This window comes from Chryseobacterium oryctis, from assembly GCF_025971925.1.
Taxonomy (GTDB): Bacteria; Bacteroidota; Bacteroidia; order Flavobacteriales; family Weeksellaceae; genus Chryseobacterium; species Chryseobacterium oryctis.
In genome coordinates, this window is the sequence record NZ_JAPDHV010000006.1 from 77,357 (window position 1) to 100,533 (window position 23,177).

At 31.7% G+C, this 23,177-nt stretch carries 23 protein-coding genes and 1 tRNA gene; 14 read left to right on the forward strand and 10 right to left on the reverse strand.

Annotation, left to right across the window (positions count from 1 at the left end; genetic code table 11):
* Positions 1-74 precede the first annotated feature (74 nt).
* From OH806_RS13245 to OH806_RS13255, 3 genes are all read right to left on the reverse strand, one after another.
* A complete protein-coding gene (locus OH806_RS13245) occupies positions 75-2,897 on the reverse strand; it encodes a heavy metal translocating P-type ATPase (RefSeq protein ID WP_264744151.1) in 2,823 nt (940 codons plus the stop codon).
* A gap of 143 nt (positions 2,898-3,040) precedes the next feature.
* The gene (locus OH806_RS13250) at positions 3,041-3,604 is read right to left on the reverse strand and encodes a helix-turn-helix domain-containing protein (protein ID WP_264744152.1); all 564 of its coding nucleotides are present in this window, start codon (positions 3,602-3,604) and stop codon (positions 3,041-3,043) included.
* Positions 3,601-3,999, reverse strand: coding sequence for an acyl-CoA thioesterase (locus tag OH806_RS13255; protein ID WP_264744153.1), 399 nt, complete (start codon positions 3,997-3,999; stop codon positions 3,601-3,603). Before OH806_RS13255 ends, OH806_RS13250 begins: the two co-directional genes overlap by 4 nt.
* A gap of 403 nt (positions 4,000-4,402) precedes the next feature.
* Here OH806_RS13255 and OH806_RS13260 point away from each other — a divergent pair, with 403 nt between their 5' ends.
* On the forward strand, positions 4,403-4,762 hold the full coding sequence (locus tag OH806_RS13260) for an RNA recognition motif domain-containing protein (protein ID WP_264744154.1): 360 nt from the start codon (positions 4,403-4,405) through the stop codon (positions 4,760-4,762).
* Between the two features lie 66 nt (positions 4,763-4,828).
* Here the strand turns inward: OH806_RS13260 and OH806_RS13265 are convergent, their stop codons facing one another.
* Positions 4,829-5,293 (reverse strand): BlaI/MecI/CopY family transcriptional regulator, encoded by a 465-nt coding sequence (locus OH806_RS13265; RefSeq protein ID WP_264744155.1) that lies wholly within the window; start codon positions 5,291-5,293, stop codon positions 4,829-4,831.
* Positions 5,294-5,302: 9 nt separating this feature from the next.
* A complete protein-coding gene (locus OH806_RS13270; protein ID WP_264744156.1) occupies positions 5,303-5,809 on the reverse strand; it encodes a phosphatase PAP2 family protein in 507 nt (168 codons plus the stop codon).
* Positions 5,810-6,031: 222 nt separating this feature from the next.
* Here OH806_RS13270 and pdhA point away from each other — a divergent pair, with 222 nt between their 5' ends.
* The 6 genes from pdhA to OH806_RS13300 all read left to right on the forward strand — a co-directional run bounded on the left by pdhA (position 6,032) and on the right by OH806_RS13300 (position 11,685).
* On the forward strand, positions 6,032-7,033 hold the full coding sequence (gene pdhA, locus OH806_RS13275; RefSeq protein WP_264744157.1) for a pyruvate dehydrogenase (acetyl-transferring) E1 component subunit alpha: 1,002 nt from the start codon (positions 6,032-6,034) through the stop codon (positions 7,031-7,033).
* Between the two features lie 82 nt (positions 7,034-7,115).
* The gene (locus OH806_RS13280; RefSeq protein WP_264744158.1) at positions 7,116-8,714 is read left to right on the forward strand and encodes a pyruvate dehydrogenase complex dihydrolipoamide acetyltransferase; all 1,599 of its coding nucleotides are present in this window, start codon (positions 7,116-7,118) and stop codon (positions 8,712-8,714) included.
* Positions 8,715-8,820: 106 nt separating this feature from the next.
* Positions 8,821-9,489, forward strand: a complete 669-nt coding sequence (locus OH806_RS13285; protein WP_264744159.1) for an ABC transporter ATP-binding protein — start codon at positions 8,821-8,823, stop codon at positions 9,487-9,489.
* A gap of 13 nt (positions 9,490-9,502) precedes the next feature.
* Positions 9,503-10,078 carry a murein L,D-transpeptidase catalytic domain family protein gene (locus OH806_RS13290; protein WP_264744160.1) on the forward strand — a complete coding sequence of 192 codons (576 nt, stop codon included), beginning with the start codon at positions 9,503-9,505 and terminating at the stop codon, positions 10,076-10,078.
* 36 nt (positions 10,079-10,114) lie between these two features.
* A complete protein-coding gene (radC, locus tag OH806_RS13295) occupies positions 10,115-10,792 on the forward strand; it encodes a RadC family protein (protein WP_264744161.1) in 678 nt (225 codons plus the stop codon).
* On the forward strand, positions 10,789-11,685 hold the full coding sequence (locus tag OH806_RS13300; RefSeq protein ID WP_264744162.1) for a hypothetical protein: 897 nt from the start codon (positions 10,789-10,791) through the stop codon (positions 11,683-11,685). The genes radC and OH806_RS13300 overlap by 4 nt, the downstream gene beginning before the upstream one ends.
* Here the strand turns inward: OH806_RS13300 and OH806_RS13305 are convergent, their stop codons facing one another.
* Positions 11,686-12,414, reverse strand: coding sequence for an FkbM family methyltransferase (locus OH806_RS13305; RefSeq protein ID WP_264744163.1), 729 nt, complete (start codon positions 12,412-12,414; stop codon positions 11,686-11,688).
* 212 nt (positions 12,415-12,626) lie between these two features.
* Between OH806_RS13305 and OH806_RS13310 the strand changes: the two genes are divergently transcribed.
* The 3 genes from OH806_RS13310 (at position 12,627) to OH806_RS13320 (ending at position 16,704) form a co-directional block, all read left to right on the forward strand.
* Positions 12,627-13,139, forward strand: a complete 513-nt coding sequence (locus tag OH806_RS13310; RefSeq protein WP_264744164.1) for a DUF7935 family protein — start codon at positions 12,627-12,629, stop codon at positions 13,137-13,139.
* Positions 13,140-13,162: 23 nt separating this feature from the next.
* On the forward strand, positions 13,163-13,774 hold the full coding sequence (locus tag OH806_RS13315) for an inorganic pyrophosphatase (RefSeq protein WP_264744165.1): 612 nt from the start codon (positions 13,163-13,165) through the stop codon (positions 13,772-13,774).
* Positions 13,775-13,965: 191 nt separating this feature from the next.
* On the forward strand, positions 13,966-16,704 hold the full coding sequence (locus OH806_RS13320) for a sodium-translocating pyrophosphatase (protein ID WP_264744166.1): 2,739 nt from the start codon (positions 13,966-13,968) through the stop codon (positions 16,702-16,704).
* Positions 16,705-16,763: 59 nt separating this feature from the next.
* On the opposite strand, the gene OH806_RS13325 is transcribed toward OH806_RS13320, so the two are convergent.
* Complete coding sequence (locus OH806_RS13325) at positions 16,764-17,903, reverse strand: aminotransferase class I/II-fold pyridoxal phosphate-dependent enzyme (protein WP_264744167.1); 1,140 nt, start codon at positions 17,901-17,903, stop codon at positions 16,764-16,766.
* 90 nt (positions 17,904-17,993) lie between these two features.
* On the opposite strand from OH806_RS13325, the gene OH806_RS13330 reads away from it, so the two are divergent.
* The 4 genes from OH806_RS13330 to OH806_RS13345 all read left to right on the forward strand — a co-directional run bounded on the left by OH806_RS13330 (position 17,994) and on the right by OH806_RS13345 (position 21,503).
* The gene (locus tag OH806_RS13330; RefSeq protein ID WP_264744168.1) at positions 17,994-19,046 is read left to right on the forward strand and encodes a M28 family metallopeptidase; all 1,053 of its coding nucleotides are present in this window, start codon (positions 17,994-17,996) and stop codon (positions 19,044-19,046) included.
* Positions 19,047-19,120: 74 nt separating this feature from the next.
* Positions 19,121-19,486 carry a VOC family protein gene (locus OH806_RS13335; RefSeq protein WP_264744169.1) on the forward strand — a complete coding sequence of 122 codons (366 nt, stop codon included), beginning with the start codon at positions 19,121-19,123 and terminating at the stop codon, positions 19,484-19,486.
* A 9-nt stretch (positions 19,487-19,495) separates the two neighbouring features.
* Positions 19,496-19,990 carry an endonuclease V gene (locus OH806_RS13340; RefSeq protein ID WP_264744170.1) on the forward strand — a complete coding sequence of 165 codons (495 nt, stop codon included), beginning with the start codon at positions 19,496-19,498 and terminating at the stop codon, positions 19,988-19,990.
* Positions 19,991-20,204: 214 nt separating this feature from the next.
* Positions 20,205-21,503, forward strand: a complete 1,299-nt coding sequence (locus tag OH806_RS13345; protein WP_264744171.1) for a T9SS type A sorting domain-containing protein — start codon at positions 20,205-20,207, stop codon at positions 21,501-21,503.
* 101 nt (positions 21,504-21,604) lie between these two features.
* Here the strand turns inward: OH806_RS13345 and OH806_RS13350 are convergent, their stop codons facing one another.
* From OH806_RS13350 to OH806_RS13360, 3 genes are all read right to left on the reverse strand, one after another.
* The gene (locus tag OH806_RS13350; protein ID WP_264744172.1) at positions 21,605-22,033 is read right to left on the reverse strand and encodes a hypothetical protein; all 429 of its coding nucleotides are present in this window, start codon (positions 22,031-22,033) and stop codon (positions 21,605-21,607) included.
* A 14-nt stretch (positions 22,034-22,047) separates the two neighbouring features.
* Positions 22,048-23,052 (reverse strand): hypothetical protein, encoded by a 1,005-nt coding sequence (locus OH806_RS13355; RefSeq protein WP_264744173.1) that lies wholly within the window; start codon positions 23,050-23,052, stop codon positions 22,048-22,050.
* 28 nt (positions 23,053-23,080) lie between these two features.
* Positions 23,081-23,152 (reverse strand) — tRNA-Arg (locus OH806_RS13360).
* Positions 23,153-23,177 lie beyond the last annotated feature (25 nt).

Consider the following 23,177-nt stretch of genomic DNA (forward strand, 5'->3'; position numbering starts at 1 on the left):
TATGCCACATTTTCTTACTTTTTCACTTTTTAAGGATATTTTAAGGTTGATATAAAAAGATTTAAATCTTCTTGTTAATTAACATCTAAATCTACAGAATTCAATCTCAATGAATTCAAAATCACAGATAACGAACTAAAGCTCATTGCTGCTGCTGCAATCATGGGAGATAATAATATTCCGAAGAAAGGATATAATAATCCGGCAGCAATTGGAACCCCAAAAACATTATAGATAAAGGCAAAAAATAGATTTTGCTTAATGTTTGTCAACAATTTTTCACTCAGTAGCTTTGCTTTTGCTACTCCTAAGATGTCGCCTCTCAATAAAGTAATTTCAGAACTTTCAATTGCGACATCTGTTCCTGTTCCCATTGCAATCCCGATGTTTGCCTGAGCCAGAGCAGGAGAGTCGTTGATTCCGTCACCTGTCATGGCAACTATTTTTCCTTCTTGCTGAAGTTTTTTCACTTCATTCAGTTTGTCTTCAGGATGACAATTGGCTTTAAAATGTTTGATTCCCAACTCATTTGCAACAGCTTTTGCGGTATGTTCGTTATCTCCGGTCATCATTATAACGTCAACACCTTCTTTTAGCAACTGTTGAATCGCTTTTTTGGATGTTTCTTTAATTTTATCAGTAAAACTAATGAATCCTAAAACTTGATTCTCCTGAGCTACATAAGAGATTGTATGCGCTTTAGATTGAATTTCAATAGCTTTTTGTTTTATATTTTCGGGAATCAGAATTTGATGAGAGTTCAACAAACTTTCATTTCCTAAAAAGACGGTTTTTCCTTTTACAGTTCCTTTTACGCCTTTTCCTGAAATGTTTTCAAAATTTTCGACTTTCTCAGGAAGGATGTTTTCTTCTTTTGCTTTCTTAATAACAGCATTTGACAACGGATGTTCCGAATTTTGATTTAATGAATAAGCTAATTGTAAGATTAAATTTCTATCATTATTAACAGTTTCTACATATTCTACAGAAGGTTTTCCTTCGGTCAAAGTTCCTGTTTTATCTGTAATTAAAACGTTTACTTTATTCATTTGTTCAAGAGCTTCAGCATTTTTGATGAGAATACCATTTTTCGCACCTTTTCCAATTCCTACCATTAAAGACATTGGAGTTGCTAAGCCTAATGCACAAGGACAAGCCACAATCAGAACTGCAACAGCATTTACAAAAGCAAATAACGTTTTTTTACCTTCAGGACCAAAAAACTGCCATAAAATAAAGGTTAAAACCGCAATGAAAATAACCGTCGGAACAAATATTTTGGAAACTTTATCCGTTAGTTTTTGAATCGGAGCTTTACTTCTACTAGCTTCGTTCACCATTTTTATGATTTGTGAAAGCAAAGTTTCATCACCTACTTTTTCAGCTTTCATTATGAAAACCTGATTTCCGTTAATCGTTCCGGAAGATACTTTATCACCAACATTTTTTTCAACAGGAATTGGTTCTCCTGTTATCATACTTTCATCTAGATAAGAGTTTCCTTCTGCAATTTTTCCGTCTACAGGAATTTTTTCACCTGGCTTTACTTTCAAAAAATCTCCGATTTTCACCTGTGAAAGCAAAACTTTTTTTTCTTCACCATTTACCATGAGATTGGCTTCATCAGGCGAAAGGTTCATTAATTCTCTAATGGCATTTCCTGTTTTTTTATGAGCAGCAGCTTCCATCAATTGCCCTAAAATCACCAATGTTAAAATTACACAAACAGCTTCAAAATATAATGGAATTTCATGATTATGACCTCGAATTTCATGCGGAATTGCACTTGGAAAAATTAACGCAACAACACTGAAAAAAAATGCAGCGGAAACTCCCAAAGCAATTAAACTAAACATATTAAGATTCCAGGTTTTAAAAGAAATCCAACCTCTTTTCATCAAAAACCAACCAGAATAAAATAAAACAGGCAGTGTTAAAATAAACTCTACAAAACCTTGAGTTTGATGAGCAAATGGAAAATCAATAAACATTCCTCCCATCGAAAGAATAAAAACAGGAAGAGTAAAGACTAAAGAAATAATGAATTTTCTCTTTAAAATAGTATATGTTTCATCTTCGTCCTCATTTTTATCCGGCATTTTTACTAAATCCATCCCGCAAATAGGACAGCTTCCCGGTTCGTCCTGAACAATTTCAGGATGCATAGGACAAGTATATTTTGCAACTTTTTTTTCGGGATATTTTACCAAATCCATCCCACAAACAGGACAACCAACATTACTGTCATAAACTTTATCGCCTTCGCAATACATCGGACAATAATATTTTCCTGCCATATCATCTGTTACTTTTGGAGCCTCGTGATGTTGATGATGTGAATGAAATTCAGCATTTTTTACCAAATCTTCGGTGATTTCTTCCAAATGCATATGACAAACGGGACAATCTCCTTTTTCGTCATAAATTTTATCCTTTTCACAGAACATGGGACAATAATATTTTCCAATATTATCGTTGAAATTTTCAGGGAGATTTGTTGAAGAATAAGTCGGTTTATGATTCGGGTCTTTTGCTAATTTTTCCTCTATCGGAACTAAGTACATATTACAAACCGGACATCGTTTTCCTCGCTGGAAATATACCTTTTCGTCCTCACATTCCATCGGACAATAGTAAACGGAAGATGGAGAAATTCTGTCTTGAGGTTTAACAAACGTTTTTTCCGGATTGTTGGGATCTTCCAATTTATAATTGCCAATTTCTTCTAAGGCTTTATTTAAAATATTCAGTTCAATTTCTTTATCTGAATGTATGTTTGCAATGTTGTTTTCCAGATTTATGTTTGCATGTACTCCTTCAATTTCGTTCAATTTTTCAGATATCTTTTTCTGGCATCCTGAACACGTCATTCCAAGTACTTTATATTGCTTTTCCATGATCCTTATATTTATACAACAAATTTCCAAAATACAAATGGATGCTTGTTATAAATATAGGGATAATGTTTATAGAATTTAGTTTCCTTTTATCAATTACTATTAGAGACTTAATAAGAAACAATAAAAACTAAAATCCTATCTTAAACCTTATCAAGTGGTTTTCTAGTATGAACTTTCAGCTTTTTGAATTCGGTAGGAGTGAAGCCTGTGCTGTTTCTGAACTGTGAAGAGAGATGCTGAACACTTTTATACCCAAGTTTCCCCGCAATTTCTGTTAAAGTAAACTCATTATATAAAAGCAGTTCTTTTACTTTTTCAATTTTTTGAAGGATAAAAAATTGTTCTAAAGTAATATTTTCGTTTTGTGAAAAGGTTTTGGAAAGTGTGCTGTAATCTTTATGAAGTTTCGAGATTAAAAATTCAGACAAAAGAAAATTTTCATCAATATCCAGTTCACTTATTTTTACAATAATCAATTTCTTGATTTTCTCAATAAGCTGATGAGCGGAATCTTTAATTCTTTCAAACCCAGTTTCCAGTAGGCTTTTTTCTAAAACTAATAAATCGTCTTCTGAAATTTCAGATTCTACTTCCACTTCGCCAAGATTAATAGATTTAGTCTTAATATCCAAATCATTAAAAATATTCTGAACAGCAGATATACATCTACCGCAAACCATATTTTTTATAAAAACTTTGGTCATAGATTTAAATTGTTTAATCTGTCTTTTACATATTCAACCTTTGTTTTTCCGTGAGGAGCGGGATTTCCGTTTTCATCAAGATTAACCATTACAATTTTATCAACAGTGATAATGGTTTGATGAGTCATTTTATTTCTGACATCACAAGCCAGAGTAAGAGAAGTAGAACCGAATTTCACGACTTCTATTCCAATTTCAATAATATCTCCTTGTTTTGCAGAGCTCACAAAATTAATTTCTGAAATAAATTTTGTTACAACTTTTGTGTTTTCTAATTGAATTATAGCGTAAAGCGCGGCTTCCTCATCAATCCATTGCAATAATCTTCCTCCAAAAAGTGAATGATTTGGGTTTAAGTCTTCAGGTTTTACCCATTTTCTAGTATGATAGTTCATATTTTATGTTTTTTGTGAAACAAATTTAGTATTAAAAAATGGCTTTAACCGTAGAATAATATTCAGTTATCTGAAAATTAATATTTATTTTCTCAATTATTTTACCTGTATTAAATAAGAATATTTTAATTATAGTGATTTCAATACTTCAATCACAATATGCTTGTGAATTTTTATTTTCTTTAGAAAATATTCATATATAATTCACTAAAAATTAATACTTTTTAACAAAATAAAAAAATAATTAAAAATTTTACCAAAATAAAGTGAAAAAAAATTTTGTTTTGTAGTTTTTAATTGTACCTTGCGATAGTTTATATTTGGAATCAATATTTGTTCATTAATTTATGTTGCTTTTCTCTTATATACCAATTTTTTATTAATTTTTAATTTTTTATTTAAAATGAACATTTTTGTTTCAAACATCAATTACGCAACTAAAGAATATGAGTTGCATGACTTATTCGCAGAATTTGGAGATGTATCTTCTGCTAAAATTGTATTAGACAGAGAAACTGGTCGCTCAAGAGGATTTGGTTTCGTAGAAATGGGTGATGAAGAAGGAACACAAGCTATTGAAGCTTTAAATCAGAAAGATTTCAACGGGAAAATTCTTAACGTTTCTGAGGCTAAGCCAAGAGAAGAAAAGCCAAGAAGAAGTTTCGATAACAACAGAGGTGGTTATGGAAACAGAGGCGGAAACGGTGGAGGAAGCTACGGGAACAACCGTGGTGGAAACAACGGCGGAGGAAAACGTTGGTAAAAATATAAGCGGCTTTTGAAGCCGCTTTTTTTTTATTCATATATTTTAAAAAGATTAATTAAAAAATTAATCTTTTTTCTTTTTCTTCTTTTTATCTTTCTTTTTATCCTTTTTAGGATTCAAAATTTCATTGGCATATTCAAGTTTTGGTTCTTTAATTTTGGCTGGTTTTAATTCTATCTTCAAATCAAAATATCCTTTCAAATCATCCTGAGAAATCAATTTTTCATTAAATAAAAACTCCAAAATTTCCTTCCCTGAATCATTAAATAAATTATGAGAAAGCTCCCTTAAAAGAAATTTCTTGTATTCATCAAAAGGAACAATTACAGTATATTTAAAAATTCTCCCTTCCTTTTCTGTAGATAAATATCCTTTTTCAACTAATATCTTTAAGTAAGTAGAAACTGTATTTTGATGTGGTTTTGGTTCAGGATGATGCTCCATAATATCTTTTAAATAAAAGGATTCCAGCTTCCAAAATAATTTCATTAAGTTTTCCTCAGCAGATGTAAGATGGTTTATTTTCATATTAAATTCTTAATGTTGAAATTGTATATTGCAATATAGGTAAATAAAAGATATCATAAAAGCTATTAAAGCACCCATCAATACCTCTTTTGGTGTATGTCTTTTCAAGATAATTCTTGTTATTCCGACCAAAAATGCTATCCCAAGCCAAATGATTCCCATTTTCCAGTCAAGAACAAAAAATAATGCTGCAACAAATATATTGAATGCAGTGTGCATAGAGCTTTTAATGAATAAATTACTAATCTGTAAAACAAAAACTAAGATTAAAATAAAAAGCATTAAAAAATCGACATAATCATTTTTCACATAATTGTACACCAAATACGCCAGTACACATATTGCAATAAAAACATATAAGGTTTTTCGTTGAGTTCTGTCAGAAACATCCATATTGGTATATCGTCCGGTTTTCACATGCCAGGTAATCCAGATAACAACAGGAACAATAATCATTAATAATATAGGAAGAAAGTATGAAACTGAATCTTTAAAAGAATATTCCTTTATGCTCATGTATATAAAAAATATAAACAATGAAACTAAAGGATTAAAAAAATCAGATATAATTTTTGAGATTTTATGGATAAATAGAGACTGTTTTTCGTTCATGTTTCTGTTTGATAATGTAAATATAATACTATAACCAAAAAAACAATTAATATGTATACAATAAAAACAAAGTTTTTTTTATAATTTTGCTCAACTATTTCATAATAAATAAGCAAAGGCTAACACATGAAAGAATTTTCTAAAGAGGTATACCTGAAGTGGTATGAAGATATGACAATGTGGAGAAGGTTTGAAGACAAATGCCGTTCTCTTTACCTAAAACAAAAAATCAGAGGTTTTTTACATTTATATAATGGTCAGGAAGCAATTCCTGCAGGTTTCACTCATGCAATGGATTTAAGCAAAGATAGTATGATTACAGCATACAGATGTCACATTCATCCAATGGCGATGGGAGTAGACCCTAAAAGAATCATGGCTGAACTTTGCGGAAAAGCAACAGGTACATCAGGAGGAATGGGTGGTTCTATGCACATCTTCAGCAAAGAACACCGTTTTTATGGAGGGCATGGTATTGTAGGAGGACAAATTCCTTTGGGAGCAGGTATCGCTTTTGCAGATAAATATTTTGACAGAAAAGCTGTAAACATTTGCTTCTTCGGAGACGGAGCAGCAAGACAAGGTTCATTACATGAAACATTCAATATGGCAATGAACTGGAAACTTCCTGTAGTATTTGTGGTTGAAAACAACCAATATGCAATGGGAACGTCTGTAAAAAGAACAGCTAACCACGAAGATATTTATAAACTAGGGTTAGGGTACGAAATGCCATGTCTTGCAGTTGATGCAATGGATCCTGAAAAAGTAGCTGAAGCCGCTTATGAAGCAATTGAAAGAGCAAGAAGAGGGGACGGACCAACTTTCATTGAAGCAAGAACATACCGTTACAGAGGTCACTCAATGTCTGATGCTGAACCTTATAGAACTAAAGAAGAAGTTGCTCTTCATAAAAATGATGACCCAATTGAGCTAGTTAAACAAAGAATTTTATCTAATAGCTGGGCTACAGAAGAAGAATTGGAGGCTATGGATAATAAATCTAGAGATTTCGTAGAAGAATGTATTGAATTTATGGAAAACTCTCCATATCCGGATGCAGAAAAAATCTATGAATATGTATATGCTCAAGAAGATTATCCTTTCTTAGACAAATTAGAAAACTAAAAAAATAATTTGCTGATGTGCTCATTTGATTTTTACATAAACATCATCACATCACCACATTAACAAATTAATAAATTAAATTATGGCAGAAGTAATTACAATGCCTCGCCTTTCCGATACAATGACGGAAGGAAAGGTTGCGAAATGGCATAAAAAAGTAGGAGATAAAGTAAAAGAAGGTGATATTTTAGCTGAAATCGAAACAGATAAAGCAGTTCAGGATTTTGAATCTGAAATAGAAGGTACTCTTTTATATATTGGTGTAGAAGAAAATGGTTCTGCAGCTGTAGATTCAGTTTTGGCTATTATTGGTAATGAAGGAGAAGATATTTCTGGATTAACAGAAGGTGTAACACCTACTCCCAGTAATAACTCTGAAGAGAAAAAAGAAGAACCTGCAACAGAAAATAGTACAGCTTCTGCAGAAGTTCCTGCAGGGGTAGAAGTTATTACAATGCCTAGACTTTCTGATACAATGACGGAAGGGAAGGTTGCGAAATGGCACAAAAATATCGGAGATACAGTAAAAGAAGGTGATCTTCTTGCTGAAATAGAAACAGATAAAGCAGTTCAGGATTTTGAATCTGAATTCAATGGAGTTTTATTAAAACAAGGCGTTGAAGAAGGAGGTGCTGCTCCTGTAGATTCTATATTGGCAATTATTGGTCCTGCAGGAACTGACGTTTCAGGTGTTGGAGCTCCAAAGGCAGCTACTTCATCATCAGAGAAACCAGCCGAGCAAAAAGCAGAAACTAAAACTGATGAGAAAAACACTACAACTGTTACTTCTTCATCTACTGACAGAGTTGCAATTTCTCCTTTAGCTAAGAAAATGGCACAGGAAAAAGGTGTTGATATTAATAGCGTTCAAGGTTCTGGAGAAAACGGAAGAATTGTTAAAAAAGATATCGAAAATTATCAGCCTTCTGCTAAACCTGCGACAACAACTTCAACTCCGGCAGCAAGTCCTGCAGCTCAAGTTGCATTAAGCTTTGTACAAGGTGAAGATACGGAGACTCCAAATTCACAAGTAAGAAACGTAATCGCTAAGCGTCTTTCTGAAAGTAAATACTCTGCGCCTCATTACTATCTGATGGTAGAAATCAATATGGATAAGGCTATTGAGGCAAGAAAAGAAATTAATTCTTTACCAGATACCAAAATTTCTTTCAATGACATGATTATTAAGGCAACAGCTGTTGCTTTAAGAAAGCATCCTCAGGTAAATTCTAGCTGGGCAGGTGATAAAATCATTCACAGAGGAAACATCAATATCGGGGTGGCTGTTGCAATTCCTGACGGATTGGTAGTTCCTGTACTTAAAAATACAGACCAAATGAACTACACTCAAATTTCGGCTGCTGTAAAAGATATGGCTGCAAGAGCTAAAAACAAAGGCTTGAAAGCAAACGAAATGGAAGGTTCTACATTCTCGATTTCAAACTTGGGTATGTTCGGAATTGAAACATTTACAAGTATTATCAACCAACCCAACTCTGCAATCCTTTCAGTAGGAGCAATTATTGAAAAACCAATCGTAAAAGATGGTCAGATTGTAGTAGGTAACATTATGAAGCTTTCATTAGCTTGTGACCACAGAGTTGTAGATGGTGCTACAGGTGCACAGTTCTTACAGACATTAAAAACTTATTTAGAAAGCCCATTAACTTTGTTACTGTAATTTTCTAATTTATAAAATATAAAACCTCTCGATATGAGAGGTTTTTCTTTTAATATTAGTTTAATATTTTTTTGTAAAATCAACAATATGTTACTATTTTTGAATCATGATTAAAGCAAAAAATGTCCATAAATTTTATGGTAATTTAGAAGTACTAAAAGGGGTTGATATCCACATTAAAGTAGGAGAAGTTGTATCTATTGTTGGAGAATCTGGTGCAGGAAAATCTACACTTTTACAAATTTTAGGAACATTAGACCAACCTACAAATTCCAGTAAATACGGTACAGAACTGGCAATTGCTGGAGAATCATTTATCAATATGAATGATAAGCAGCTTTCTAAATTTAGAAATCAGAATATTGGTTTTGTATTTCAGTTTCATCAATTACTTCCTGAATTTACAGCAATAGAAAATGTTTTATTACCAACAAAAATTGCAGGAGCTAATGAAAAAGAAGCTATAGAAAAAGCTTATGCATTATTTGAAGATCTAAAAATAGAGCAAAGAATACATCACAAACCAAATCAATTGTCTGGTGGTGAGGCACAAAGGGTAGCTGTCGCCCGAGCTTTAATCAATTCACCTAAAATAATTTTCGCAGACGAACCAACAGGAAATTTAGATTCAAAAAACGCTGATGATCTTCACAGATTATTCTTTGATTTAAGAGATAAATACAATCAGACATTTGTTATTGTAACTCACAACCCTAATCTTGCTGAAATTACGGACAGAAAACTTGTAATGAAAGACGGAATGATAATAGAATAGACTTCTGTACATGATGAAAAACTTTATTTTATTATTCTTTTTTATAATTTCCTGCTCAAAATCTGAGGCACAGAAGATAAATGCAGATTTCTTACCCCAATCAAGGGTTACAGAGGTTAAAGATTATATAAAAGGAAAAAATTACAATCAGGATTTAGCTGTATTTATCAATTTTAAGATACCTTCAGGAAAATATCGCTATTTTGTTTATGATTTAAAGAATAATAAAATTTTGCAAAAAGCCATTGTTGCACATGGTGAAGGTTCTGTCGTTAGAAACTCAAACAGTTTACAATTCAGCAATGTGGATGGTTCTCATCAATCTTCATTAGGGAAATATGAAATTAGAGAAAGTTACATCGGAAAATTTGGTAAAGCCTATCGTTTGAAGGGGTTGGATTCTACAAATAGTAATGCAATGTCCAGAGCGATTGTTTTGCATTCATACTATTGCGTTCCGGATAAAGAATCTACAGATTTAACTTGTTTAAGTTTTGGTTGTCCTATGCTTTCTGCAAACGCATTTAATGAAACAGCTAAGTTTATTGATAAATCCAAACAACCCATAATTTTGTATGCTTTTTATTAAGGTATAAGCCAATCATTCATAACTAATAATCTCAAAATGTCCATAAAATTCCTTGCTGAAGATGACAGACCTCGTGAAAAGTTTTTATTAAAAGGTAAAAACTCACTTTCTGATTCAGAATTATTGGCAATTATCATGGGAAGCGGAAACAGAGATGAAACTGCAGTAGAATTGGCAAGAAGAATTTTGTCTTCCGTGGACAATAACTGGCATCAGTTGAGTCTTCTTTCTGTAAAAGATTTGATGAAATTCAAAGGAGTAGGAGAAGCAAAAGCCATTTCCATCGCAACAGCCCTTGAAATTGGAAGAAGAAGAGCCAGTCAGGAAGTTTTGGAAAAACCAATAATTTCTAGTAGTAGAAGTGCTTATTCAATTCTTAAAAACCACTTATCAGACCTTAGAACAGAAGAATTTTGGGCAATTTTCCTGAATCAAAGCAATAAAATCATTCATATAACTCAACTTACACAAGGAGGAATCAATCAATCTATTGTAGACATCAGAATTTTATTCAAAACTGCTTTAGAACATTTTTCAACAGGCATTATTGTAGCACATAATCATCCCTCAGGAAATTTAAAACCAAGTACAGAAGACCTTACTATTACTCAAAAAATAAAAGAAGCCGGAGAACTTTTAAACATTCAGCTTTTAGACCATTTAATAATTATACAGAATTCATATTTTAGTTTCTCAGACGAAGGATTATTATGATTAGAAGATTGAAATATCACGAAATTGATTTCAAAAAATATACTGATTGTTTGGAAAATTCTGAACAAAGAAAATACTCTGCAACCAAAGATTTTTTAGATATCACTTCAAAAAAGAATTGGGAAGTTTTGGTATATAAGGATTATGAAGCTGTGATGCCTATTCCGTATGTCAAAAAGTTGGGTTTTATAAAACTTGTTATTAACCCTAAACTTTGCCAACAATTAGGTATATTTTCTAAATATGATAACATTGAACTTAATGATAAGTTTTTAAATTATTTTAAGAAAAAATATAACATTTGGTATTACGCTTTTAATGCTGAAAACAAATTCTCTACGAAATTAAATCAAAGACAGAATTTTCTGATTTATCCTGATAATTATGAAAATGTAAAACAAAAATATTCCCCGAAAAGAAAAAGAAAACTAAGACTTGATGAAGAAGTTCTGCAAAATTCTGAAGTAAGAGAAGTTACGATGAATGAGGCAATAGGATTTATTTCTGAAAATACGATTGGTGCTAAAGATGAAAAAGATAAGCATGAGTTTTTGCAGACATTTTCAGATTTTGAAAAAACAAAACATTTAAAACTGACTGCATTTTTCTATCATCAAAATATCATTAACGCAATAGCTGTTTATTCAGATGATAAAACTTTAGCTTTATTAGGCACATTTAATGCCAAAGAATATATAAAACTGTCGGGTTCATCGGTTATTATTGATCATATTATTTCCAAAAACATTGAAAACAAAATTTTTGATTTTGAAGGAAGTGATGTACCTGCGATCGAAGAATTCTTTAGAGGTTTCAGACCAGAGTTACAGAAATATTCGATGATTTTAAATTCCAAAAAGGATATTTTAAAAAGAATTCTGAAACTTTCATAGCTATTCTAGCTTATTGGCAAACAAAACAAAATTTTCTTCAAACTTTACCTTAAAATCAAACGGTTTCAAATCATTATGAAGATTTTCTCTAGTATAAGGTCTATGAATTTCAATAATAATATTGTCAACATTCGTTAACCATGAATTATTTTTACTCAACAACTCAATTTCTCCGCCCTCAATATCAATTTTAAGTAAATCTATTTTGGCAAAATTATAATTTTTCATTAAAGTTTCAACAGAAACAGCCTTAGTCTCCCTTCCTTTTTCAGAAATACTTTGATTATAAGAAAGTTTATCGTTACCGAAATAAACAGTTCCATCTTCAAAATAAGCTGCCGCATTAATACATTCAATGTTTTTAAAAGAGGATGTGTTTTGCTTGAGCATTAAAAAATTTTCTAAAGAGGCTTCAACTGAAATAATTTTAGCATTAGGATATTTCAATGCAAAATAGATTGAAGTCATCCCAATATGTGCCCCTAAATCTATAATAACCTTAGGTTCTTGACCCAATAAACTTAAATGTTTATCATAGGTTTTCTTCCAAAATATTTCATAAAAAATATCAATATCACCTTTAAATGTCCTCAAATAAAGGTCAAATTTGCTTTTGTTTTGTTTGAAATTATAAATAAAAGTTTCGTTATTATTTAAATCAAGCTTATTTTCTTTAAATTTAGAACTGTATCTTTTTGAATTTACAATAAAAGCGACAAGCGTTTTCAAGTTGCAGCTCATTTCTCTGCTGAAAGATAATTTTGATATATAGTTTTTTAAAGACACTCTCTTTTTATTTAATTAAACTGCAAATTAATGGTATTTACATGTATCAAGTAGCATATTAAGATTAAAAAATTTAATTTATAGCCATAAAAAGAAGAATTGGTAAAAACTTATTTAAAAACTACCAAATTATTAGTAATTTTGCACATCAAATTATGGCGAGTCTTTCAGAATACCTACCGTACGCATTTGCATTAATCATTGCAATACCTTTTTTGGTTTTGCTGAGACAGTTTGTACATTCATATATAAATCTTAAAAATCAAGAACTTAAGCTTCTTTCCGTAAAGTCCAATTCCGAGAATAAAGCTCAGGCATATGAAAGAATGACTCTTTTTCTTGAGAGAATAAAACCGTCAAATCTTATTCAGAAGTTTGATAAAGGTTTAGCCATTCACGAATTTATTTTTCTGACAGAAAAAACAATCAATGAAGAATTTGAATACAATTCTTCTCAACAGCTATATTTAGGCAAAAATTCTTGGCAAAATATAGTTGATTCAAAATTAGCCATAATAGATTTACTTCACAAAACTTACGAAGGTCTTAGCAACGAAGTTAATCTGGAAGAATTCAAAACCATTTTATTAGTAAACTATATGAATGGTAACGACTATATTTCAGCAACAATTGAAGACCTGAGAAGAGAGATTTTAATAGTAGCATAAAATTTAAAAAATAAATATAAATAATGATTCCAAATTTTAAAGCACATCCATGGCATGGAATTTCTGCGGGAGAAGATGCGCCAAATGTTGTTAATGTATTTGTGGAAATTGTTCCTTCAGATACCATCAAATACGAAGTTGATAAAGAAACTGGTTTTTTAAAGGTTGACAGACCACAAAAATTTTCGAATATTATCCCTGCATTATATGGTTTTGTACCTAGAACATACTGTGATAATGCTGTAATGAATTTAGCAATAGAAAGAGGAGCAGATGATGTTACAATGGGAGATCATGATCCACTTGATATTTGTGTTTTAAGTTCACATAATATTCACGCAGGAGGTTTATTAATGGAAGCTATTCCAATCGGAGGATTCAAAATGATTGACGGAGGTGAGGCTGATGATAAAATTGTTGCTGTAATGATTGGAGACCACGCTTTCGGGCATTTCAGAGATATTTCAGAATTACCTGAAGCTGAAGTTAAAAGATTAATGCATTATTTCTTAACATACAAAAACTTACCGGATGAACCTGCAAAATGTAGAATTCAGGAAGTTTATGGAGCAGAACACGCTAAAAAAGTAATTATAGCTTCTCAGGAAGATTATGCAAATAAATTCGGAGGATAAAATCTTCTTAATTAAAGATATTAAAGGATAAATGAGTTTTTCATTTATCCTTTTTTATTGAAGAAATGTGATAAATCTCAATTAAGCCTTTTATACTTTTAAATATTAATTTTTAAAGAGTTATGAATATTTTCACTAACTTCAAATAATTATTTTTATTTAATTTTTCTATTACCAAAAAATATTAAACTATGGATCTATTCGTATTAGTACCAATTTTTGGTGTGATTGCTTTGCTTTACACATTTCTTCAAAGTAATTGGGTAAATAAGCAAAATGCCGGAAATGAGAAAATGAAAATTATCAGCGGACACATCGCTGACGGTGCAATGGCTTTTCTAAAAGCCGAGTACAAGATTTTAACCTATTTCGTAGTTGTTGTAGCTATTTTATTAGCAGTAATGGGAATGAGCAATTCTAACTCTCACTGGAGTATAGGGATTGCATTTGTAGTTGGAGCAATATTTTCAGCTTTAGCAGGTTTCATCGGGATGAAAATTGCAACCAAGGCTAATGTCAGGACGGCAGAAGCGGCAAAAACTTCTCTTTCAAAAGCTCTCAAAGTTTCTTTTACAGGAGGTTCTGTAATGGGAATGGGAGTTGCAGGATTGGCAGTTTTAGGATTAGGTGCTTTATATTTAATTATAAAACAGATTTTCGCCCCTGATGCTACTGTAGATTCTCACGAAATGGAAAGAACCATAGAAATTCTTACAGGATTCTCATTAGGTGCAGAATCAATTGCCCTTTTTGCAAGAGTTGGTGGCGGTATTTACACAAAAGCCGCTGATGTAGGAGCAGATTTGGTAGGAAAAGTTGAGGCAGGTATTCCGGAGGATGACCCTAGAAATCCTGCAACTATTGCAGATAACGTAGGGGATAACGTAGGTGACGTTGCAGGAATGGGAGCTGATTTATTTGGTTCTTATGTAGCAACAGTATTAGCAACAATGGTTTTAGGAAGAGAAACTATTTCTGAAGATTCATTCGGGGGTTTTGCTCCGATTCTTTTGCCTATGCTAATTGCAGGAACCGGAATTATATTTTCAATCATAGGTACTTTATTTGTCAGAATTAATGATAATGAAGGTTCATCCACTTCAAGTGTTCAAAATGCTTTAAATCTAGGAAACTGGGGAAGTATTGTTATTACAGCAATTGCATCTTATTTTTTAGTTACTTATATCTTACCGGAAAAAATGATTTTGAGAGGTCATGAATTTACCCAAATGGGAGTATTTGGAGCAATCATGGTAGGATTAGTTGTGGGGACTCTAATGAGTATCATCACTGAGTATTATACGGCAATGGGTAAAAGACCCGTTTCTAGTATTGTAAGACAATCTTCGACAGGTCATGCTACCAATATTATTGGCGGACTTTCTGTTGGTATGGAGTCAACTTTACTTCCAATCATAGTTTTGGCTGGTGGAATTTATGGTTCTTATTTATGTGCCGGACTTTATGGAGTTGCAATTGCTGCAGCAGGAATGATGGCTACAACAGCAATGCAATTGGCTATTGATGCTTTCGGACCTATTGCAGACAATGCGGGAGGAATTGCTGAAATGAGCGAGTTACCTAAAGAAGTTCGTGAAAAAACAGACATTTTAGATGCTGTTGGAAATACAACGGCTGCAACCGGAAAAGGTTTCGCGATTGCTTCTGCAGCTTTAACCGCTTTAGCGTTATTTGCAGCTTTCGTTGGTATTGCGGGAATTGACGGAATTGATATTTACAGAGCAGATGTTTTAGCCGGATTGTTTGTTGGTGGAATGATTCCGTTTATATTTTCTTCTTTGGCCATTACTGCAGTTGGACAAGCTGCAATGGCAATGGTAGAAGAGGTGAGAAGGCAATTCCGTGAAATTCCGGGGATTTTAGAAGGAAAAGCACAGCCTGAATATGAAAAATGTGTAGCTATTTCTACCGATGCATCTATCAGAAAAATGATGCTTCCTGGTGCTATTGCTATTATTTCTCCACTTTTAATTGGGTTTATTTTTGGTCCTGAAGTTTTAGGTGGATTTTTGGCAGGAGCTACCGTTTGCGGAGTTTTAATGGGAATGTTCCAGAACAATGCAGGAGGAGCTTGGGATAATGCTAAAAAATCTTTCGAAAAAGGAGTTGATATTAACGGGCAAACCTATTATAAAGGTTCAGAACCGCACAAAGCTTCTGTTACGGGAGATACTGTTGGAGATCCTTTTAAAGATACATCTGGTCCATCAATGAATATTTTGATTAAATTAATGTCAATTGTATCATTAGTAATTGCGCCTACTTTAGCCGTTTTACATAAAGATAAAATAGAGGCTAACAGACAAACTAAAATTGAAAATTTAACAGGAATAAAAGCCGTAATAGATCACAACGGAGGAAATGGAAGTATCCAGCAAACAGTCTTGTCTAGAGAAAATGCAACTGGCCATCTCAATGAAGACGGTGACTTTGTGTATGAGACCGGAAATATTGAAGAAATCCAATTAAAAGGAGGAAAGAAGATTTCCATAGGACAAGGAAGTCAATTATTTGGAATGTACAATGCTATCAAGCAAAAAGATCAATCTATTCTCGATCCTAATAATTGGTATACCATTGAAAATCTTTATTTTCAGACAGGTTCAAGTGATTTAAAAACAGGCTCAGAAGTTCAACTGATGAATTTAGCTGAAATTATGAATGCTTATCCTGATTTGAAAGTAAAATTAGGAGGATATACAGATAATACAGGAAATGAAGAAAGCAATCAAAAACTTTCAAATTTAAGAGCTCAGACAGCCAAACTTAAACTTTTGGAAATGGGGATTGCAGGTGATAGGATAGAAGCAGAAGGTTATGGATCGCAATATCCTGTGTGTGAAGCAAATGATACCGAAGAATGCAAAGCAAGAAACAGAAGGATTGATGTAAGAGTTTTAGCTCTTTAAACAATCCAATTAATTAAAATACAGCACTACAATTTGTAGTGCTTTTTTATTGTATCAATTTATAACACCTTTCTCAAATGCTCCAAAGCCTGAATAATTACTTCATCTTTTTTGGCAAAACTAAATCTTATATAATCTGAATTTTTTTTAGAATTATAAAAAGCAGAAAGCGGAAGGCAAGATACTTTTTTATCTATAGTAAGCCATTTTGAAAACTCAACATCTGACATTTTTTTAGAAATATTCCGAAAATTAACAACCTGATAAAAAGCACCTTCAGAACAATTTTCAATTATTAAAGGGGTATTTTTGACCAATTCACAGAAAAGATTTCTCTTATTTTCCATAATTTTTTTGCTTTCTACTGTATCAAAAATAGTAAGATATTGAGCAATAGCATACTGAGCCGGTGAATTCGTACTAAAAGAAATATATTGCTGATGTGCTCTGAAATTTTCCAAAAGCTCTTTAGAAGCAAGCAAATAACTTACTTTCCAGCCTGTTGCATGAAACATTTTTCCAAAAGAAAAAATACAAAAAGTTCTTTTTCTAAGTTCAGGATGATGAAATGAACTGTAATGCTCCACACCGTCATAGCAATATACATCATAGATTTCTTCTGAAATGAGATAGATTTCCTGGTCTTTAATTAAATCATACAGTTGATTCCAATCAGATTCAGTCCAAATTTTGCCTGTAGGATTTTGTGGAGAATTTACAATAATTGCTCTAGTTTTTTCAGAGATACAATTTTGAAGTTTTTCCCAATTTATTTTAAAATCATTATCAACATCACAATAAACAGGAATACCTCCATTAAGGATAATTGAAGGTACGTATGTATAATAAGAAGGTTCAATTACAATTACTTCATCTCCCTGATTCAAAACAGATTTAAGGGAAGTATATAAAGCAAAAGTAGAACAGGGAACAACATTTACCTCTTCATTCTTAACAGGCAGACTGTTTTTTCTTTTAAAATTAAATTTCACAATACTTTCAATAAGTAAAGGATTTCCTGCAAGTGGCTCATAACTATGTGTTAAAACATCCGCAGATTCTTTTAAATAATATCTTAATTGTGGATCAATTTCATAATCAGGTACTCCTAGAGATAAATCAAAACTATTATGCTTCAGAGCAAGTTCCGACATTTCCGAAAAAAAATTATAATGATCAAATTCATAAATTTTCCTCATATCTTTTGTAATTATATCAAATATAATAAAATTTACAATCCATAATAGATTAAATAAAATTTGTTATTTTTAAATAAAATTATTTTTGAAATGAAAAAAATACTCATTCCGCTATTTGCTGTTACTTTAATGGTGAGCTGCAATACAGCAAATGTCTCTAATAACAATAATAAAACAGAAAATTCATCTTCTCAAACTGTAAAAGGAGATAAAGACTTTCTTTCTGCATATAAAACAATTAAGGCTGATGACTTAAAGAAAAACTTATATGTAATTGCATCAGATGAAATGGAAGGTAGAGATACTGGAAGCCCCGGACAGAAGAAAGCCGGTGAGTATATTGTAAATTACTATAAAAATCTGGGAATAGCTTTTCCAAAAGTTTTGGGTTCTTACTATCAAAAGGTTCCGTCAGATTTCATGAAAAAAAGAGGAGGAGGAAACCTTCCTGATTCCGAAAATATTTTAGCTTTTATTGAAGGAAGTGAAAAACCTGAAGAAATTGTAGTTGTTTCTGCTCATTACGACCATGTGGGAACCAAAAATGGAGTAGTATATAATGGAGCTGATGATGATGGAAGTGGAACAGTTGCTGTAATGGAAATTGCAAAAGCTTTTCAAAGTGCAAAGAAAGCTGGAAAAGGACCTAAAAGATCAATTCTTTTTCTTCATGTAACAGGAGAGGAGCATGGCTTGTTTGGCTCTGAATATTATACAGACAACCCTGTTTTTCCTCTAAAAAATACTGTTGCTAACCTGAATATTGATATGATTGGTCGCGATGATCCTGAAAACAGAGGAAAACAATATGTGTATGTAATTGGTTCTGATATGTTGAGCTCCCAATTGAAAGTCATTAATGAAGCTGCAAACAATAAAACAAATAATCTTGAATTAAATTATAAATATGATGATCCCAATGATCCACAAAGATTATACTACAGATCAGATCATTATAATTTTGCAAAAAATAATGTTCCGGTCGCGTTTTTCTTTGACGGTATTCATGAAGACTATCACAAACCAACTGATGATCCTGAAAAAATTGATTATCCTTTATTGGAAAAAAGAACGCAGCTTGTTTTTGCAACAGCTTGGGAAATTGCAAACAGAGCAGAAAGAATTGTAGTGGATAAAAAATAGTTCAATAAAAATATTTAAACCTATAAGATACAGTTTCTTATAGGTTTTTATTAAACAAATACTCCATACAAATTATGGTACAAAATGTAAGATCAATACGTCCATTTATTGGTTCTCAAAACTTTGCTCTTAGCCGTAACTTTTATAAAGATTTGGGTTTTGAAGAAGTTGTTTTGGAACCAAAATTATCCTTATTCAAATGGCAAAATATTGGGTTTTATCTTCAAGATGCTTACGTAAAAGATTGGCTTGACAATACAATGCTTTTTATTGAAGTAGAAAATGTTGAAGAATTCTGGATCAATCTTTTATCATTAAATCTTACGGAAAAATATGAAAATATAAAACTGACGCCAATAAGAACCATGCCTTGGGGAAAAGAATGTTTCGTACATGATCCTTCAGGAGTTTTGTGGCATTTTGGACAGTTTTTTCACTAACCATGAGAAATGATTTACGCTTTCGATACCTATTATTACGATAATTACGCTCAAACAATCTGCATAGCTTTTGAGGATTGGAGCTCAGAAAAAGAAATTAAAATATTCAGTGAAAAAACACCTGTTCTTTCTGATTATGAAAGTGGATCTTTTTATAAAAGAGAGCTACCTTGTATCTTGAGTTTATTGAAAAAGATTGATTTAAAAGAAGGAGACATCATTATTGTTGACGGATATGTAACTCTGGATGATACTGGAAAAAAGGGTTTAGGTGGGTATCTTTTTGAAGCTCTGAATAAACAATACCCAATCATAGGCATTGCCAAAAATGAATTTAAAAGTAAGGATTCTCAAAGAAGAAATATTTACAGAGGAAAAAGTAAATCACCTTTATTTCTTACAGCAAGAGGAATTAATGTTGATGAGATTAAGACAAGAGTAGAGCAGATGCATGGAAGTTTTAGAATTCCTACATTGTTGAAAAAAGCTAGATCGGTTGACTAGAACTTTATTATGATTTTGGCTTAATTTATTAATTCCGATTTTTTTCTTTAAAAAATATAAAAGATTACCTTTAATAGTAGTCTTTTTTGCTATATAATATCTTTTATAAAATACATATTATCTCAATATATAAGTGGCTGATAAATATCATTAGAAATATTATTTTTATTAATTCTAAATAAATATAAATTTGTAATCAATAAAAATAAAAAAAATGAAAAAACTCTATTTGATTTTAACACTTAGTATTTCTATCACAGCTTTTACTCAGTCACAATATTGCAAACCTACGTTTCAATACGGTTCAGACGGTAATATGATAACACAGATTATTTTTGGAAACATTAATAATACTTCACCTGCTCAATCAGGAACAACTCCAATATACGAAGATTTTACTGGTTTATCAACAGATGTACAAGCTGGAAGTGTTAATTCAATTTCTATAAAAGGACCGTCAAGCACTTTTCCAAGTGATGTTGTAGTATTTATTGATTTTAATAGAAATGGCTCTTTTGACGACTTAGGTGAAAGTTTTCACATCGGTCGTTTGGCTGCAGCAAATCCAGCAAATGCTCATACCATAAATGGCAATATTATAATTCCATCTAATATTACAACAGGACCAACAAGAATGAGGATTCTTAAAAATACCAATACAGCAGCATATTCTGACCCAAACGCTCCGAATTCTATCTTAAGCTCATGCCAAAACCTCAGATCAGGTCAGGCAGAAGATTATACAATAAATATTGTAGGAAGTAATGCAACTTTTCCAGCACCTTATTGTGGAGACGAAGGTATTACCACACTTTCTGTAAACGAAATCAGTCAAGTAGAATTTGCAGGAATTACACAAAATAGTACAATTGATGGAAATTCTCCAGTAATAGAAAACTTTACCGGAACTGTTTTTAATGTAAATAAAGAAAATACTTATCCTATTTCTATTACAGGAGGAACCGATGAACAATCAACTGTTTCAGTTTATGCTTATATAGATTTTGATCACAACAATACTTTTGAGCCAAACGAAACTTTCAATTTAGGATATTTAGATAACTCAAATCCTATTTCAGGTACAGCATCTGGAAAGCTTTCATCCCAAATCACAATTCCTGATACTGCAATGCTTGGTGAAACACGCTTCAGAATTGTAAAGGCATATGAATCTAATTCATGGATGGGAGTATTACAGAATCTTCCTTGTCCAAGAGATTGGTTTATTGGTCAGGTAGAAGATTACACTATCAATATTTCACCTTCTGCATTGTCAACAGTAGAAACAGAGAAAAATAATCTTAAAATATATCCAAATCCTACAAACGGATTGGTAAATATTCAAACTTCTGATAAAATAGAGAAATATGAGATTTATAGTTTAACTGGTCAGAAAGTAGCGGAAGGAAATAATAATACAATTAACCTCTCTGATTTTCCGGCAGGAACTTATTTAGTGAAAATTCAATTTAATAATCAAAAAATAGTTACGCAAAAAATTATCAGAAGATAAAGACACAAATCATATCATATCCATATCAATTTTTGTTTTTTTTAAACCGACGGAGAGCCATATTCCGTCGGTTTTATTTTATTAAATATTACGCCATGTTATTAGCAATCGTTCATTTCATAGTTTACCTGCTCATATTTTTCATCATAAGGCTGAATGGTTTTAGCATTTGTTTTAACTTTTTGAAGGTTTACATTCAGCTTTTTGTTTCCGTCTGGTGAAATCCAAAATCCTTTCAGATTATCACCTGTTTTCTTCACGCTGATAATTCCTGTAATACCACCTTCAACCATTACCAACTTATCATCTTCATTGTCTGAAATTTCCAGATAAAGCCAATTACTAACCTTATCATATTTATACATACCCGAATAATGTGTAGTAGGACAACCGGAAATTTCCTCAATAAGAAATAATGTTACAGGTAGCTTATCTATAGTTCCTTTATACAAATATTTATGAATTTCTTGTGCTGAGAAATTGCTAAAGCACATCAAAAATAGAGTAATTAAGAAAAATTTGTATTTCATATTAAAAATTGTTTTTATTTTTTGAATAGTATTTTATGTAAATCGAGTTCATAAGAAGATTCATCTTCGTAGGTTATTTTTAAGGTATGCTCATTGATGAATTCAATGCTTTTATTACAAAAATGAGCACAACTCTCAACAATGACAGGAAAATATAATTTTTTAATTTTATCATAAGCAATTATATCCCCACGAAAATAGGAAACTACCAGATAATTTTCATTTTCAATTTCATCAGGAACTCCACCAGAAAGCTCAAACAAATTTTCTTTGTAATAAGTGGAGTAGATTACAGACATTTCACCAATATTTCCTGCCCCAAAATGACTATCCGTTTTATTATCAATCTGCCATTTTTCATCATAATTTTTGTAATGACTAATATTTTTCTCGGCAACATTCGGTTGATAAATCATTTTAGATTTTTTTGCAAAATCGTAAAGTATTTTTTTAACTGATTGATTGCTGTTCAATTTTTTATTTTCAACAAAATCTCCCTTTATACATTCTGTACAAAGATTTGAAGGATAACCTGAGTATAATAATTCATAATTATCATCAACATTAGCTGTATTAATTGCCCAAAATTGCACTATCTGATCCGGTACAGCTTTTCCCATATTCGTCGTATTGGCTGAAATAAGAAAGTATTCTTTTCCATTAAGTTTTTCGGTTTTAATATTGCTACTATCAATTTCAAAATACGACCATTCGGTTTGAGCTAGATTTACAGTTTTTAGTTTCGAAAACTTATTATTCTCAAATGCGTATTGTTCGGCTTTTAAAATATTTAGTGTATCTGAATAGAAATATTTTCCTCTCGGCTCTTTACTTTGAACCCAAATTCTGAGAACCCCTTTTTCATTTTTACTTGTAAATAAATTATTCTTAGAAAGACTATCAGGAATTTTAAAACTTACAACAGAATCATGAGTATTCTCTTTGGCTGAAACTTTTTCTTTTTTCTCACATGAAAACAGCAGAAGAAAAGATAATAAAACAAAAAAATATTTTTTCACTTTGTGCAAATCGGTTAATAATAAATTGTAGCTCCACCAAGAATCGAACTTGGATCTAAAGTTTAGGAAACTTTTGTTCTATCCGTTGAACTATAGAGCCATAAAAAAGATAAAGTTATTAATTT

Bases quoted from the DNA above. Each gene is read 5' to 3' on its own strand.
- OH806_RS13285 (WP_264744159.1), top strand. From the start codon at position 8,821: ATGATTAAAGCAAAAAATGTCCATAAATTTTATGGTAATTTAGAAGTA.
- OH806_RS13300 (WP_264744162.1), top strand. From the start codon at position 10,789: ATGATTAGAAGATTGAAATATCACGAAATTGATTTCAAAAAATATACT.
- OH806_RS13320 (WP_264744166.1), top strand. From the start codon at position 13,966: ATGGATCTATTCGTATTAGTACCAATTTTTGGTGTGATTGCTTTGCTT.
- OH806_RS13340 (WP_264744170.1), top strand. From the start codon at position 19,496: ATGATTTACGCTTTCGATACCTATTATTACGATAATTACGCTCAAACA.
- radC (WP_264744161.1), top strand. From the start codon at position 10,115: ATGTCCATAAAATTCCTTGCTGAAGATGACAGACCTCGTGAAAAGTTT.
- OH806_RS13330 (WP_264744168.1), top strand. From the start codon at position 17,994: ATGAAAAAAATACTCATTCCGCTATTTGCTGTTACTTTAATGGTGAGC.
- OH806_RS13280 (WP_264744158.1), top strand. From the start codon at position 7,116: ATGGCAGAAGTAATTACAATGCCTCGCCTTTCCGATACAATGACGGAA.
- OH806_RS13325 (WP_264744167.1), bottom strand. From the start codon at position 17,903: ATGAGGAAAATTTATGAATTTGATCATTATAATTTTTTTTCGGAAATG.
- OH806_RS13255 (WP_264744153.1), bottom strand. From the start codon at position 3,999: ATGAACTATCATACTAGAAAATGGGTAAAACCTGAAGACTTAAACCCA.
- OH806_RS13345 (WP_264744171.1), top strand. From the start codon at position 20,205: ATGAAAAAACTCTATTTGATTTTAACACTTAGTATTTCTATCACAGCT.
- OH806_RS13335 (WP_264744169.1), top strand. From the start codon at position 19,121: ATGGTACAAAATGTAAGATCAATACGTCCATTTATTGGTTCTCAAAAC.
- OH806_RS13270 (WP_264744156.1), bottom strand. From the start codon at position 5,809: ATGAGCATAAAGGAATATTCTTTTAAAGATTCAGTTTCATACTTTCTT.
- OH806_RS13245 (WP_264744151.1), bottom strand. From the start codon at position 2,897: ATGGAAAAGCAATATAAAGTACTTGGAATGACGTGTTCAGGATGCCAG.
- OH806_RS13290 (WP_264744160.1), top strand. From the start codon at position 9,503: ATGAAAAACTTTATTTTATTATTCTTTTTTATAATTTCCTGCTCAAAA.
- OH806_RS13350 (WP_264744172.1), bottom strand. From the start codon at position 22,033: ATGAAATACAAATTTTTCTTAATTACTCTATTTTTGATGTGCTTTAGC.
- OH806_RS13265 (WP_264744155.1), bottom strand. From the start codon at position 5,293: ATGAAAATAAACCATCTTACATCTGCTGAGGAAAACTTAATGAAATTA.
- OH806_RS13310 (WP_264744164.1), top strand. From the start codon at position 12,627: ATGGCGAGTCTTTCAGAATACCTACCGTACGCATTTGCATTAATCATT.
- OH806_RS13250 (WP_264744152.1), bottom strand. From the start codon at position 3,604: ATGACCAAAGTTTTTATAAAAAATATGGTTTGCGGTAGATGTATATCT.
- OH806_RS13260 (WP_264744154.1), top strand. From the start codon at position 4,403: ATGAACATTTTTGTTTCAAACATCAATTACGCAACTAAAGAATATGAG.
- pdhA (WP_264744157.1), top strand. From the start codon at position 6,032: ATGAAAGAATTTTCTAAAGAGGTATACCTGAAGTGGTATGAAGATATG.
- OH806_RS13315 (WP_264744165.1), top strand. From the start codon at position 13,163: ATGATTCCAAATTTTAAAGCACATCCATGGCATGGAATTTCTGCGGGA.